Annotated in this window: 14 protein-coding genes and 3 pseudogenes; 6 read left to right on the top strand and 11 right to left on the bottom strand. The window is 48.6% G+C overall.

All coding sequences use genetic code 11. The features are described from left to right. The first annotated feature begins 107 nt into the window (after positions 1-107). The 3 genes from hxpB (at position 108) to tcyP (ending at position 3,053) form a co-directional block, all read left to right on the top strand. Entirely contained in the window at positions 108-776 is a 669-nt protein-coding gene (gene hxpB / locus A7090_RS14405; protein ID WP_105274535.1) for a hexitol phosphatase HxpB, read from the top strand. 162 nt (positions 777-938) lie between these two features. After that, complete coding sequence (locus A7090_RS14410; protein ID WP_105274536.1) at positions 939-1,529, top strand: metal-dependent hydrolase; 591 nt, start codon at positions 939-941, stop codon at positions 1,527-1,529. Positions 1,530-1,661: 132 nt separating this feature from the next. Beyond that, the gene (gene tcyP, locus A7090_RS14415) at positions 1,662-3,053 is read left to right on the top strand and encodes a cystine/sulfocysteine:cation symporter (RefSeq protein ID WP_105274537.1); all 1,392 of its coding nucleotides are present in this window, start codon (positions 1,662-1,664) and stop codon (positions 3,051-3,053) included. Positions 3,054-3,056: 3 nt separating this feature from the next. Here tcyP and A7090_RS26610 read toward each other — a convergent pair. Together A7090_RS26610 and cedA are read right to left on the bottom strand one after the other, a co-directional pair. Then, positions 3,057-3,155: pseudogene (locus A7090_RS26610) on the bottom strand (protein YdjO); the annotation flags it as partial. A 92-nt stretch (positions 3,156-3,247) separates the two neighbouring features. Next, on the bottom strand, positions 3,248-3,511 hold the full coding sequence (cedA, locus tag A7090_RS14420; RefSeq protein ID WP_105274538.1) for a cell division activator CedA: 264 nt from the start codon (positions 3,509-3,511) through the stop codon (positions 3,248-3,250). A 182-nt stretch (positions 3,512-3,693) separates the two neighbouring features. Here cedA and katE point away from each other — a divergent pair, with 182 nt between their 5' ends. Beyond that, on the top strand, positions 3,694-5,955 hold the full coding sequence (gene katE, locus A7090_RS14425) for a catalase HPII (RefSeq protein ID WP_105274539.1): 2,262 nt from the start codon (positions 3,694-3,696) through the stop codon (positions 5,953-5,955). Between the two features lie 139 nt (positions 5,956-6,094). Here the strand turns inward: katE and chbG are convergent, their stop codons facing one another. The 7 genes from chbG to osmE form a co-directional block, all read right to left on the bottom strand. Further along, positions 6,095-6,853: a chitin disaccharide deacetylase gene (chbG, locus tag A7090_RS14430; RefSeq protein WP_105274540.1), complete on the bottom strand. Its 759-nt coding sequence runs from the start codon at positions 6,851-6,853 to the stop codon at positions 6,095-6,097. A gap of 12 nt (positions 6,854-6,865) precedes the next feature. Further along, entirely contained in the window at positions 6,866-8,218 is a 1,353-nt protein-coding gene (gene celF / locus A7090_RS14435; protein WP_105274541.1) for a 6-phospho-beta-glucosidase, read from the bottom strand. A gap of 104 nt (positions 8,219-8,322) precedes the next feature. Continuing rightward, positions 8,323-9,165, bottom strand: coding sequence for a transcriptional regulator ChbR (gene chbR / locus A7090_RS14440; RefSeq protein ID WP_105274542.1), 843 nt, complete (start codon positions 9,163-9,165; stop codon positions 8,323-8,325). 7 nt (positions 9,166-9,172) lie between these two features. Further along, positions 9,173-9,523: a PTS N,N'-diacetylchitobiose transporter subunit IIA gene (chbA, locus tag A7090_RS14445; protein WP_096941899.1), complete on the bottom strand. Its 351-nt coding sequence runs from the start codon at positions 9,521-9,523 to the stop codon at positions 9,173-9,175. A 50-nt stretch (positions 9,524-9,573) separates the two neighbouring features. Further along, entirely contained in the window at positions 9,574-10,932 is a 1,359-nt protein-coding gene (gene chbC / locus A7090_RS14450) for a PTS N,N'-diacetylchitobiose transporter subunit IIC (RefSeq protein WP_105274543.1), read from the bottom strand. 84 nt (positions 10,933-11,016) lie between these two features. Then, positions 11,017-11,337, bottom strand: coding sequence for a PTS N,N'-diacetylchitobiose transporter subunit IIB (gene chbB, locus A7090_RS14455; protein ID WP_000412169.1), 321 nt, complete (start codon positions 11,335-11,337; stop codon positions 11,017-11,019). Positions 11,338-11,635: 298 nt separating this feature from the next. Beyond that, positions 11,636-11,974 (bottom strand): osmotically-inducible lipoprotein OsmE, encoded by a 339-nt coding sequence (gene osmE, locus A7090_RS14465; protein ID WP_105274545.1) that lies wholly within the window; start codon positions 11,972-11,974, stop codon positions 11,636-11,638. A 201-nt stretch (positions 11,975-12,175) separates the two neighbouring features. Between osmE and nadE the strand changes: the two genes are divergently transcribed. Then, a complete protein-coding gene (nadE, locus tag A7090_RS14470) occupies positions 12,176-13,003 on the top strand; it encodes an ammonia-dependent NAD(+) synthetase (RefSeq protein WP_105274546.1) in 828 nt (275 codons plus the stop codon). A gap of 95 nt (positions 13,004-13,098) precedes the next feature. Then, positions 13,099-13,527: pseudogene (locus A7090_RS14475) on the top strand (endonuclease); the annotation flags it as partial. Between the two features lie 21 nt (positions 13,528-13,548). On the opposite strand, the pseudogene A7090_RS26615 reads toward A7090_RS14475, so the two are convergent. Beyond that, positions 13,549-13,626, bottom strand: a pseudogene (locus A7090_RS26615) (environmental stress-induced protein Ves); the annotation flags it as partial. Positions 13,627-13,816: 190 nt separating this feature from the next. Continuing rightward, positions 13,817-14,302, bottom strand: a complete 486-nt coding sequence (spy, locus tag A7090_RS14485) for an ATP-independent periplasmic protein-refolding chaperone Spy (RefSeq protein WP_105274547.1) — start codon at positions 14,300-14,302, stop codon at positions 13,817-13,819. Between the last annotated feature and the right edge of the window lie 200 nt (positions 14,303-14,502).

Below are 14,502 nucleotides of genomic sequence, written 5' to 3' on the forward strand. Positions count from 1 at the left end.
ACCTGTAGATATCTGTTTTCGCCCATTCTTTAAAGGCGATATGATAGGCGCTTAATCATAAGCACGGTTTAATACCTTACCCATAATGCTCTAAAGGAGAGGTTGTAATGTCAACCCCGAGTCAGATTCTTGCTGCAATTTTTGATATGGATGGATTACTTATCGACTCAGAGCCTTTATGGGATCGGGCCGAACTGGATGTGATGGCAAGCCTGGGGGTAGATATCTCCCGTCGTAACGAGCTACCGGACACCTTAGGTTTACGCATCGATATGGTGGTCGATCTTTGGTACGCCCGGCAACCCTGGAATGGGCCAAGCCGTCAGGAAGTAGTAGAACGGGTTATTGCTCGTGCCATTTCACTGGTTGAAGAGACACGTCCATTATTGCCAGGCGTGCGTGAAGCCGTTGCGTTATGCAAAGAACAAGGTTTATTGGTGGGACTGGCCTCCGCGTCACCGCTGCATATGCTGGAAAAAGTGTTGACCATGTTTGATTTACGTGACAGTTTCGATGCCCTCGTCTCGGCTGAAAAACTGCCTTACAGCAAGCCGCATCCGCAAGTATATCTCGACTGCGCAGCAAAACTGGGCGTTGACCCACTGGCCTGCGTGGCGCTGGAAGATTCAGTAAATGGCATGATCGCCTCTAAAGCGGCCCGCATGCGTTCCATCGTCGTTCCTGCACCGGAAGCGCAAAGTGATCCACGTTTTGTGTTAGCAAACGTCAAACTTTCATCGCTGACGGAACTCACCGCAAAAGACCTCCTCGGTTAATGATCAGGGGCAGTGATCACGCTGCCTCTGGCTATTTATCTGAATTCGCACTCAACTGGCGAATTAATCGTCAATTTAAGATAAAGAGTTACACCGTCACCACTTCCGTGCACTGTATAAAAACCCTATACTGTACGTATCGACAGTTTAGTGAGTTTTATCATGACGGCGGAAGGTCACCTTCTCTTTTCTATTGCTTGTGCGGTATTTGCCAAAAATGCCGAGCTGACGCCCGTGCTGGCACAGGGTGACTGGTGGCATATTGTCCCTTCCGCAATCCTGACGTGTTTGTTACCGGACATCGATCACCCAAAGTCATTTCTTGGGCAGCGGTTAAAGTGGATATCAAAACCGATCGCCCGCGCTTTTGGGCATCGTGGTTTTACCCACAGTCTGCTGGCGGTATTTGCGTTACTGGCAACCTTTTACCTTAAGGTCCCTGAAAGCTGGTTCATTCCAGCTGATGCGCTACAAGGAATGGTGCTGGGTTATTTGAGCCACATACTTGCCGATATGCTGACACCCGCAGGTGTTCCCCTACTCTGGCCATGCCGCTGGCGTTTCCGCTTGCCGATCCTGGTTCCCCAAAAGGGCAACCAACTGGAACGTTTTATCTGCATGGCATTATTTGTCTGGTCGGTATGGATGCCTCATTCATTACCCGAAAACAGCGCTGTTCGTTGGTCATCGCAAATGATCCATACCTTGCAGATCCAGTTTCATCGGCTTATTAAGCATCAGGTTGAATACTAAAAAGGCAAAAATCACCTTTCTGGAATAAGCAATTCCATTTGAATATAAGAGCCAGCTCACAGTTCTGTTAATCTTGCGCCAACACTATGACTTCTACACAGTAATAGAAATAATAAGATCAGGAGAACGGGGATGAACTTTCCATTAATTGCGAACATCGTGGTGTTCGTTGTACTGCTGTGGGCGCTGGCTCAGACCCGCCACAAACAGTGGAGTCTGGCGAAAAAAGTGCTGGTGGGGCTGGTAATGGGTGTGGTTTTTGGCCTTGCCCTGCATACCATTTATGGTTCTGACAGCCAGGTACTTAAAGATTCTGTACAGTGGTTTAACATTGTTGGTAACGGCTATGTTCAACTGCTGCAAATGATCGTTATGCCGTTAGTCTTTGCCTCTATTCTGAGCGCGGTTGCCCGTCTGCATAACGCATCTCAGTTAGGCAAAATCAGTTTTCTGACCATCGGTACGCTGCTGTTTACCACGCTGATTGCGGCGCTGGTCGGTGTGCTGGTCACCAACCTGTTTGGTTTGACGGCTGAAGGTCTGGTTCAGGGAGGGGCAGAAACTGCACGCCTGAACGCCATCGAAAGTAACTATGTTGGTAAAGTCTCTGACCTGAGCGTTCCGCAGCTGATCTTGTCTTTTATCCCGAAAAACCCGTTTGCCGATCTGACCGGAGCCAATCCGACGTCAATTATCAGCGTGGTAATTTTTGCCGCATTCCTGGGCGTAGCTGCGCTGAAATTGCTGAAAGATGATGCCCCGAAAGGAGAATGCGTCTTAACTGCTATCGATACCCTGCAAAGCTGGGTGATGAAACTGGTTCGCCTGGTCATGCAACTGACCCCTTACGGCGTTCTGGCGCTGATGACCAAAGTGGTTGCGGGTTCTAACCTGCAAGACATCATCAAACTGGGAAGTTTCGTTGTCGCGTCCTACCTCGGTCTTCTGATTATGTTTGCAGTGCATGGCATCCTGCTGGGTATTAATGGCGTGAGCCCGCTGAAGTACTTCCGTAAGGTATGGCCAGTATTGACGTTTGCCTTTACCAGTCGTTCCAGCGCCGCGTCTATCCCACTGAATGTTGAAGCACAAACGCATCGTCTGGGGGTTCCTGAATCCATCGCCAGTTTCGCCGCCTCTTTCGGTGCGACCATAGGTCAGAACGGCTGTGCCGGTTTGTATCCGGCAATGCTGGCGGTGATGGTTGCGCCTACGGTGGGCATTAACCCGCTGGACCCGATGTGGATTGCAACGCTGGTCGGTATTGTTACCGTTAGTTCTGCAGGCGTTGCCGGTGTCGGTGGCGGTGCAACTTTCGCTGCACTGATTGTGCTACCTGCAATGGGCCTGCCTGTAACGCTGGTGGCACTGTTAATCTCAGTTGAACCGCTTATCGACATGGGTCGTACTGCGCTAAACGTCAGTGGCTCTATGACCGCAGGTACGCTGACCAGCCAGTGGCTGAAGCAAACCGATAAAGCCATTCTGGATAGCGAAGACGACGCCGAACTGGCACACCGTTAATTCTTATGCTGGCAACGGTCCGTTTTGTATAGGGGCCGTTGCCTTACTTTTTAAATGTTCTATCGCGGCGATGCATACCGACTCATATTTAAATAGATCGTCAAAGGCAGCTTTTTGTTACATGTAGTTTAAATGAATGTAGAGACGTGATACAGGTCATGTAACTCCCGGCAACACAGGGAGGTACGTAATTCTTACTCAGCCACTTCCCCTTCCTGACGGATCTGATTTGCCCAACGCTGGGCAGATTCAGGTACAGTAAACGCCGGTGAGAGCAGAAATGACTCTCCCATCAGTACAAACGCAACATATTTGCCACGCAGCATCCAGACATCACGAAACGTATCCATCTTTATCGCATGTTCTGGCGGCGCGGGTTCCGTGCGTGGGACATAGCTAATAATTTGGCGGTTTTGCTGACGGAGCGGTTTCTTCATTACTGGCTTCACTAAACACATATTAAAAATCAGAAAAACTGTAGTTTAGCCGATTTAACCCCTGTACGTCCTGCTTTGCGTGTATTTCATAACACGGTTTCCAGAATAGTCTCCGAAGCGGGATCTGGCTGGTGGTCTATAGTTAGAGGGTTTTTTGACCAAAACAGCGGCCCTTTCAGTAAAAAATTAAGGAGACGAGTTCAATGTCGCAGCATAACGAAAAGACCCCACATCAGCACCAGTCACCACTACACGATTCCAGCGAAGCGAAACCGGGGATGGACTCACTGGCACCTGAGGATGGATCTCATCGTCCAGCGGCTGAACCCACACCGCCCGGCGCACAACCTACCGCCCCAGGGAGCCAGAAAGCCCCTGATACGCGTAATGAAAAACTTAATTCTCTGGAAGACGTACGCAAAGGCAGTGAAAATTATGCGCTGACCACTAATCAGGGCGTGCGCATCGCCGACGATCAAAATTCTCTGCGTGCCGGTAGCCGTGGCCCAACGCTGCTGGAAGATTTTATTCTGCGCGAGAAAATCACTCACTTTGACCATGAGCGCATCCCGGAACGTATTGTTCATGCACGCGGATCAGCCGCTCACGGTTATTTCCAGCCGTATAAAAGCTTAAGCAATATCACCAAAGCGGATTTCCTCTCAGACCCGAACAAAATCACCCCAGTATTTGTCAGGTTCTCTACCGTTCAGGGTGGCGCAGGGTCGGCAGATACCGTGCGTGATATCCGTGGTTTTGCCACCAAGTTCTATACCGAAGAGGGTATTTTTGACCTTGTTGGCAATAACACGCCCATCTTCTTTATCCAGGATGCGCATAAATTCCCCGATTTTGTTCATGCGGTAAAACCAGAACCGCACTGGGCAATTCCACAAGGGCAAAGCGCCCACGATACCTTCTGGGATTATGTTTCTCTGCAACCTGAAACTCTGCACAACGTGATATGGGCGATGTCGGATCGCGGGATCCCGCGCAGTTATCGCACCATGGAAGGCTTCGGTATTCACACCTTTCGCCTGATTAATGCTGAAGGTAAAGCAACGTTCGTACGTTTCCACTGGAAACCCCTGGCGGGTAAAGCCTCGCTGGTCTGGGATGAAGCGCAGAAACTTACCGGGCGTGACCCGGACTTCCACCGCCGAGAATTGTGGGAAGCCATTGAAGCAGGCGATTTTCCGGAATACGAACTGGGCCTCCAGTTAATCCCCGAAGAAGACGAATTCAAGTTCGACTTCGACCTTCTCGATCCAACCAAACTTATCCCGGAAGAACTGGTGCCCGTTCAGCGCGTCGGTAAAATGGTGCTCAATCGCAACCAGGATAATTTCTTTGCCGAAAACGAACAGGTGGCTTTCCATCCCGGGCATATCGTGCCGGGGCTGGATTTCACCAACGACCCGCTGTTGCAGGGGCGTTTGTTCTCTTATACCGATACACAAATCAGTCGTCTTGGTGGGCCGAATTTCCATGAGATCCCGATTAACCGCCCGACCTGCCCTTACCATAATTTCCAGCGTGACGGCATGCATCGTATGGGAATCGACACTAACCCGGCGAATTACGAACCGAACTCGATTAACGATAACTGGCCGCGCGAAACGCCGCCGGGGCCGAAACGCGGCGGTTTTGAATCATACCCGGAGCGCGTGGAAGGCAATAAAGTTCGCGAGCGCAGTCCATCCTTTGGCGAATATTATTCCCATCCGCGTCTGTTCTGGCTAAGTCAGACGCCATTCGAGCAGCGCCATATTGTCGAAGGTTTCAGCTTTGAGTTAAGCAAAGTCGTCCGTCCGTATATTCGTGAGCGCGTTATTGACCAGCTGGCGCATATTGATCTCACTCTGGCCCAGGCGGTGGCGAAAAATCTCGGCATCGAATTGACTGACAACCAGCTGAATATCACCCCGCCTCCGGACATCAACGGTCTGAAAAAGGCGCCATCCTTAAGTCTGTACACCATTCCTGACGGTGATGTGAAAGGTCGCGTGGTAGCGATTTTGCTTAATGATGAGGTGAGATCGGCAGACCTTCTGGCCATTCTCAAGGCGCTGAAGGCCAAAGGCGTTCATGCCAAACTGCTCTATTCCCGAATGGGTGAAGTGACTGCAAATGACGGTACGGTGCTGCCAATAGCTGCTACCTTTGCCGGAGCGCCTTCGCTGACGGTCGATGCGGTCATTGTCCCTTGCGGCAATATCGCGGATATCGCTGACAACGGCGATGCCAACTACTACCTGATGGAAGCCTACAAACACCTTAAACCGATTGCGCTGGCAGGAGACGCGCGCAAGTTTAAAGCAACAATCAAGGTCGCTGACCAGGGTGAAGAAGGGATTGTGGAAGCTGACAGCGCCGACGGTAGTTTTATGGATGAACTGTTAACGCTGATGGCAGCACACCGCGTGTGGTCACGCATTCCTAAGATTGACAAAATTCCGGCATAAATATAGGTGGCGCAACTGCGCCACCTTTGCCTGATGCTCTGCGCTTATCAGGCCTACCGGATATTCATAATACTTTGAAATTTCAATATAGTGCTTGCCGGATAAGGCGTTTACGCCGCATCCGGCAAAACAGCCTTACCTACACATCCAGATAACTCCCCAAACGATAACCACGCTCGGCGATGGCATACTTCAACGATGCTGATGTCAGCACTTCCAGCTCCGTTAACCGTGGAAAACAGTAAGCACTCTGACGAATCGTATTATCGACAAACGCCGGATGGCACATGACTTCCAGCGAGCGCTCCCCTCGATGGCTGGAATCATCAAGTACTTGCAGAAACAGTGACTCGCTAATCTCTTCACCATAAAACGCGCTACTGAATCCCTGCGAACTGCGTAGATTAGCCGGTAAAACACCATCATTAGATAGCGGCTGGCGGTCGATGCGCAACGCAATCCCCTTTTCAGCCGCAAACTTCGCCACAATCGGGAAAATCTGCGGAAACATATGCACATGATGATGGCTATCAAGATGCGTGGGTTTGCGTCCAAATAGCGCAATGAAACGCAAATACTGACTGGCGAGCTCCTGAGTAATTTCTTCCAGCGGTAAAGCATCTTCTTCTGCCAACTGCCAGATCCATTTTCCCAGCACACCTTCGCGGGTTAACCCCGGCACAGCAGTCAGTGGCTTGCCCATAGTAAGGACAAAGTGCATCCCTATGGCCATACTCGGTTCATCACGACTCAACTGCACCGCATGCTCGATAGCCTGCGCATTCACCAGCGCCGTCGTCGACGTGACAATCCCATTGCGACAGGCCTCGATAATGCCGTAGTTCTGACCTTTGCTTAAGCCAAAATCATCGGCATTAACAATCAGTAAGCGTTCCATTATCAGCCTCGGTTAATGTGCTTTTTTAAGCTCTGCGATACAGTCGGCAAAATTTGGCAGCCATTTCTCGTGCGCCAGAATCATCTCGCGTGCCAGCAGCTCAGCATCGCGATCGGAATGCACCAACGGACTAAGGTTTAGCGCCAGTAAGACATCGTTAAATTCTCCACTAAGTGCGGCGTTGCTGGCAGCAATCTCGAAGCCTTTGATGGTGTGAATCAGCCCCATCACTTTATCATCGAAATGCGTAATGCGCGGATGTGGCGTCGCGCCATCGCGCCCCAGCGTACAGGTCATTTCTACCGCCCAGTCTGCCGGAATATTATCAATATGCCCATGATGCGGGATATTAACGTAAAGTTCTGCTTGCTTGTCGTTGTAGATAGCGTTAATCACTTCGCACGCAGCATCAGAGTAATAAGCCCCACCGCGCTGTTCCAGTTCTTTCGGCTTAACTTTCAACTCCGGGTTTTTATACAGCTCAAAAAGTTGTTTCTCGACTTTATGTACTACCTGCGCACGGGCGCCGCCTTTGTAGTATTCGCCCATTTCAATAGCCAGCATCTCTTTTTGTTTGAAGTAGTAAAGCAAATAAGAACACGGCAACAGATTCAGAGAACGAATTAAACCTTCGCTAAATGGCAGATCGAAAATATTTTTTACGCCAGATGCTTTTAACTGCCCGGATGCCACACCATCAAGCAATTCGGCAAAGCGTGACTTGCCATTGACCAGCACATCCTTAATGAACACCATGTGGTTGAGGCCAAACAGATCGATAGATAAATTATCGCTATCTTTCAGCGTCAGAACATCGCGAATAAACATCTTCATGCCAATCGGAATATTACACACGCCGATAAAGCGTTTAAATCCGCTATGACGATAGACGGCTTCAGTGACCATTCCTGCCGGGTTAGTGAAGTTAATCACCCATGCATTCGGACAAAGTTCTTCGACATCTTTTACGATGTCAAAAATCACCGGAATGGTACGTAAGCCTTTAAACAGTCCACCCGCGCCGTTGGTTTCCTGCCCCAGATAACCATGACTTAGCGGAATACGTTCGTCCAGTTCGCGTGCTGGCAATTGGCCAACGCGTAGTTGGGTAGTAACGAAATCAGCATCTTTCAATGCCTCGCGGCGATCCAGTGTTTTATAAAGCTTCATCGGGACGCCAGCGTTATCAATCATCCGTTGGCAGAGTTCAAAAATAATATCCAGTTTCGCTTTACCACCTTCGACATCCACCAGCCATAATTCACTGACCGGCAATTCGTGGTAACGCTTAATAAATCCTTCCAGCAATTCTGGGGTATAGCTACTCCCGCCACCAATAGTGACGACTTTTAATTTCTGGCTCATAATTTCTCCCTTCAGTACAGAATACTGATATCTGGCATATCCGGTTCCAAGGCCAGAAATAATCCGGCGACAGGACTGATATGTGAATTGTCAGGTATGACGATTTACTGATTAAACTCAGTCAACTTCTTACGATAGCTCTTAGGTGTAAAGGACGTTAATTTCTTAAATGTTTTAATAAACAAGCTCGGGCTACTATAACCGGCCTCAAACGCAATATCCGTCACGGAGTAGTTGGTCATTTCAAGTTGTTTTTTTGCAAAATTAATACGGATTTCATTAATAATCTGCATTGGCGTTTTGCCATAATATCGTTGAGTCGCTCGCGTCAAATACTCCTGTGATTTAGCCGACAACGTCACCATATTTTCCAGCGCCGACTCACTAAACTGCTCTTTATCATGCATCTTTTCTACCGTATTTTTCAGCCACCGCGGTACATCATCAACCACCTGTTCTTCGCGGTAATGACGTAAACGGTTAATGACATAAAAAGTCACCATCTCGACAAACTCTTCCAGCCCTGTTTCACTGAAATTCAATGAAGAAATCACTGTTTCCACATAGGTGAGAAAAGCGTTATTGGTCCGGTATACCTGCGAAGCGACAAAGCAATAAGGCAACAACGGCAGGTAATGCTGTTCAAAAAAGCGTTTACTGATCCCAACGTTCAATATGCGCGTGGCACCAAACTCATAAAAACTTTGATGGTGCGAATTTAACGGAATAAAAACAAAATCGCCCCGTTCCAGCAACACACGCTTACCGTTAATCTCCTGGAAATAACGCCCGGTTAATACCAGCGTAAATTCATAATAGTCGTGCTGATGCAGTCCGCTGATACTCTCAGTTTTGTTGTAGATAAACACATGGAAGTTTTTGCCATTAAACAACTGCTGTTCTCGGGCAGTGGCAATTTCCGGCGCGTTAATCACTGGCTGCATCATCGACTCCTTATGCCTTCAGTTTTTCATGAAGCTCAATTAATTCGGTAATCAGTTCACGCGCAAGCATGGACGTCATTAAATGATCCTGAGCATGGACCAGCACCAGGCTCACTTTCATCTTACCTTCGCCCGCATCACCTTCAATCAGTTTCGTCTGTACCAGATGCGCTTCATTCAACGCCATCCGTGACTGATCCATCATGGCTTTTGCTGCGGCAAAATCGCCCTGCTTCGCCTGTTTCAGTGCCGCATACGCCAGGCTGCGCGCTTGTCCGGAGTTAATGATAAGCCCCATCACCACTTCTTCCAGTTCTTCGGCTTCCGTTTGCGTATCAGGAATATTATCGAGCTCCATCATACATCGTTCCTCTCTCTTCTTACCGGCACGATTACCCGTACCGGCATCGATTAAAATTTCAGGGCGTTAGCGATATCTTCTTCGCTCTCTTCTTTATCAATCGCGTTTTGTGCTTTGTTAGCAACCACAACAAAGGGCAGATAAATGAGCGTGGCGATACCAAGGTTGAAGAGTGCAACCAGCAATGCGGCAACGCTACCGTTAGTGTTAAAGAAGGCGCCCAGACCGGTTGGCATGGTCCACGGTGCAATATTGGTCACCGGTGGAATAATGCCCATGTAGTACGCCGCCAGAGTGATTGCCGCCAGAATCGGTTGTACCAGTACAAACGGGATAAACATCACCGGGTTCATGATAATCGGCAGACCAAACAGAATCGGTTCGTTAATCTGAAAGATGCCGGACGGTAGCGCCAGTTTTGCCACCTGACGATAATCAGCGCGGCGAGAAGCGATAAAGATAGCCAGGATCAGGCCTAAAGTCGCACCGCTGCCACCGAGGAAAATAAAGGAGTCAAGCATCGGCTTGGCCCAGATATGGAAGGTCTTACCAGCTGCCAGCGCCGCTTCGACGGAGCCATATTGCTGATAGGTCGCGATGTTTTCTAGCGCCCACGGCGTCATAATGCCGTTGTCCAGTGCGGTCAGCGCCAGCGCGCCATGAATACCGAAGAACCAGAGCAGTGGAACAAAGATCACATAGGCCCAGCCCACCACGCTACCCAACGATGCCAGTGGGGTTGAGATGGTATCCATAATAATCTGGTGGAAGTTAGTCCCCCAGGTATTCAGCGCCCAGGCAGTAATCCCCATCACGGAAAGGATAATAAAACCGGGAATTAATGCAGAAAAGGAACGCGAGACCGATGTCGGTACGCTATCCGGTAATTTAATCACCCAATTGCGCCGCACAACAAAGGTAAACATTTCTGCCACCACCAGGCCAATAATAATCCCGGAGATGATATTCGCGCCACCTAACCAGTTTGCGCCGACGGCATAAGCTTCACCGACGCTATAAGGGGTGACAGTCATAAATGCCGCAACGGATAACAATCCTGCCGCCAGCGCATCGACTTTACGCTCTTCGGCCAGCGCCATACCGATAAAGAATGGAGCCATTAAAGACATTATCCCTAATGTTCCGTTATATACGTTGCCACCAATACCTTTCAGACCATTAAGTGTTTCAATGGTTGAGGCATCGAGGCGAATACCTAAGGAATAAAAAAACGACCCCTCCCCAAAGCTTAGAAAAACGTTGTTAATTAATACAAACATGGCCCCCGCAAGGGTTAACGGCATTAAGCGAATAAAGCCATTTTTGATTGCATTAACGTGTGGCTGCTTTCCTATTTTAACTGCAAAAGGGAGGAGTACCTTTTCAAGCGATGCAATAACATTACTCATAGAAAAATACCCTTAAAAACCGCAAATTAAATATTGCGGTATTGATTTATGAAATAACTCTTTGACGGGAAAATTTAAAATAAATTAATTTGCTGCGGCTTTTTTAATCGCTGCAACCGCAGCCTTAAGCACGCCTAAACCATCGACTTTGCCATAAAGCAGAGAGTCAATTACTTCAACCGGTTTGTTGGGTAACAAACGCTGGATTTCGGGCAACATATAAGCAATCTGCGGCCCTAATAACACGACATCAGCATTCTGACCTTTTTCACCGGCCAGTGTTTCCGGAAATGCCTCAATAATGACCGGGACTTCATATTTTTCTGCCTGTGCGCGCATTTTTGATACCAGTAAAGAGGTAGACATGCCCGCAGAACAAAACAGATAAATGTGTTTCTTTTCCATAAAACTGCCCTCATCGACGATTATCTGTCAGCCAGACACTCCGCAAGCCTTAACCTGCTTCCATGCTCTGGGTAACTTGCGAAACCAACATGACTTTTTTTGATGGCTGAAAGGAGTATACGGTATAGATCTGAGCAATAGTATTTCTTTGATTTAGTAAATTGTTTCTCTTTGACCTGCGGTTATGACCCTCTTCACATTTCGGGCAAATAATTCGCGAAGATAATTAAGAACACAGGCAAAAAAAACCGGCGCAATGGCCGGTTTCCGTTGTGACTCAAGCTTTCAGGCGAGGTGATTACTTCGCAGCCTGTGGATCTGTGTCGTATTCGGCACAGGTCTGATAACCGGAGTTGATGACATGTCCGGTATCATCTAACGCGACAAAGTAGGTTTCAGCTTTACCATCACGTTGACCCAGGATGTAGGTCTGGCAAGTACCACGAGCATGGATCATGCTCGCTTCAGACGAAGGTTTACCCGCAATTTGTGCAACCTGCGCCCGGCTCATGCCTTTTTTGACGTCTTTCACCACAGGCTGTACAAACTGGTCTTTGGTACGATCATAAGCCGTACAACCCGCCAGCATGGTTAATACCGCCGCTGCACTCAGAATTCCTGCCATATTCTTGTTCATATTCCGTCCTCTTGTTTATCAGCGTGTTAGATAAGCCTGGAATACATTGGGTGCTTTTTCAAGCCCGTGAACGAAACGGCTCCGCTTTCAGAGGATTCCTGTATGACGTTTTAACCACCATTCAACCTGCTGTCGCTTGTCGTTTCAGTAGCAACGGGTTAGCTTTAAGGAAGTTTTGTCTTTTTTGTCTGGAGGGGTTCAATGACATTGCAACAACAAATAATAAAGGCGCTGGGCGCAAAACCGCAGATTAATGTTGAAGAGGAAATTCGTCGTAGCGTCGATTTTCTGAAAAGCTACCTGCAAACTTATCCGTTCATTAAATCACTGGTGCTCGGGATCAGCGGCGGTCAGGACTCCACGCTTGCTGGTAAGCTATGTCAGATGGCGATTAATGAGCTGCGCCAGGAAACCGACAACAAATCGCTGCAATTTATTGCCGTCCGTCTGCCCTATGGTATTCAGGCCGACGAACAAGATTGCCAGGATGCCATTGCCTTTATTCAACCGGATCGCGTATTGACCGTCAATATCAAGGGCGCGGTACTCGCCAGCGAGCAGGCATTGCGGGAAGCGGGCATTGAACTGAGCGATTTTGTCCGTGGCAATGAAAAAGCGCGTGAACGGATGAAAGCACAATATAGCATTGCGGGTATGACCAGCGGTGTCGTAGTGGGCACCGATCATGCAGCAGAAGCCATTACCGGATTCTTCACTAAATATGGTGACGGCGGTACGGACATTAATCCGCTGTATCGTCTCAACAAACGACAGGGTAAACAGTTACTGGCGGCATTAGGTTGCCCGGAACATCTTTATCAGAAAGCGCCAACGGCCGATCTGGAAGATGACCGCCCTTCTCTGCCAGATGAAGTGGCGCTCGGCGTGACCTATGACAATATCGACGACTATCTGGAAGGGAAAAACGTACCTGAACAGGTCGCCAGAACAATAGAGAACTGGTATCTGAAAACCGAGCATAAACGCCGCCCGCCAATTACCGTTTTTGATGATTTCTGGAAAAAGTAATAATTTGCACATATTGGTTTGTGCGAAAAAGAGTGCTTTGTTCACGCCGGACGCGGCGTGAACGCCTTATTTGGCCTACAAAACTTTGCAAATTCAATGCATTGCAGGCCATCGCTGATGAACAAAAACTTTGTTATGGTCTGTTGGGACTGGAACCGTTAAGCCGCGGGCGTGCTTGTTTTCGTTCTGCGTTAAAACGTTGCGCCGGGGCGTGTTGCGGTAAAGAGAGCCATGAGGAACATGCACTGCGCTTGCGCCAGTCTCTGGAGCGTTTGCGGGTGGTGTGTTGGCCATGGCAAGGTGCCGTGGCACTGAAAGAACAGCACCCGGAAATGACTCAATATCATATTATTCAAAACTGGCTGTGGCTGGGGGCGGTTAATTCGCTGGAAGAAGCGACAACGTTAATTCGGACACCCGCCGGTTTTGATCACGACGGTTATAAAATACTCTGTAAGCCGCTGCTTTCCGGTGACTATGAAATTACAGAACTTGATCCGGCGAATGGCCAGCAAGCCCGTTGATTTCACTGAACAGCAGTTTACCGTGCAAATTTCGCAAGTTTCATCGGCAGCGTTTCGCCACAGATTCACCGACATTTTGCGCATATCAAAGTATTCCATGCCCGTTCTTTTCATTGTTATCGTTCAGGTAACCGTGGATGGGTATCGGCAACTCGGGTGATTTACGTTAGTGACGAGCAGACTTTTTTGCATCTGTTTGACAACGGAAAAGAAAACCGCCGATCCTGTCCACCGCATTACTGCAAGGTAGTGGACAAGACCGGCGGTCTTAAGTTTTTTGGCTGAAAGATTATTCAGCCGTTGCAGGCATTTTACCTTTTGCCGCTGGACGTTCTGTCAGACGCTTCTCAAAATTGGCATTAAATTGCTTTTTCTGCTCCGGCGTCAGGATGTTATAAATCTTGTTCTGGGTTTCCATGTGCGCCAGCATGTTAGCTTTGCGCTGTTCTTCCATTTTTGCGATCTGCGCTTCAGCTTTTGCTTTATCGAAGGTATCGCTGGCAATGATGTCATGCATTGCGCGGCGTTCTTCCAGCGGAGGGCGTTTCATCTGGTCACGCTGGCCTTTCATGATTTCGCGGATCTGCTGTTTCTGCGCATCGGTCAGGTTCAGGTCTTTGAACATCATATCCTGATGCGGACCGAACTTGCCTTTATGGTGCATCATCGGCTTCGCGTCAGTCGGTGCTGCGGTAGTGGTGTCTGCGGCATGGGCCAGGTTAGCCGCGCCCAGAGCCAGGGTAGAGGCAACAAACAGGGCAGTTAATTTACGCATATTCTATTCCTTCCTTTCAGTTATTTATTACGGCTTTCTTAAGTAGCGTGCCGTGTTGACGAGATTAACTTTACTGACTTTAGCGTCAATTAACCAGAACAATGGTAAAACAATGAAAGTGTAAAAAACACTTTTGTGCCAATTATGGAGAAAAAAAGAAAATTTGATGAAGAGTGATGGGAGAATATTACAACACAATG

Origin of the sequence: Escherichia sp. MOD1-EC7003, from assembly GCF_002965065.1 — a bacterium.
Taxonomy (GTDB): Bacteria; Pseudomonadota; Gammaproteobacteria; order Enterobacterales; family Enterobacteriaceae; genus Escherichia.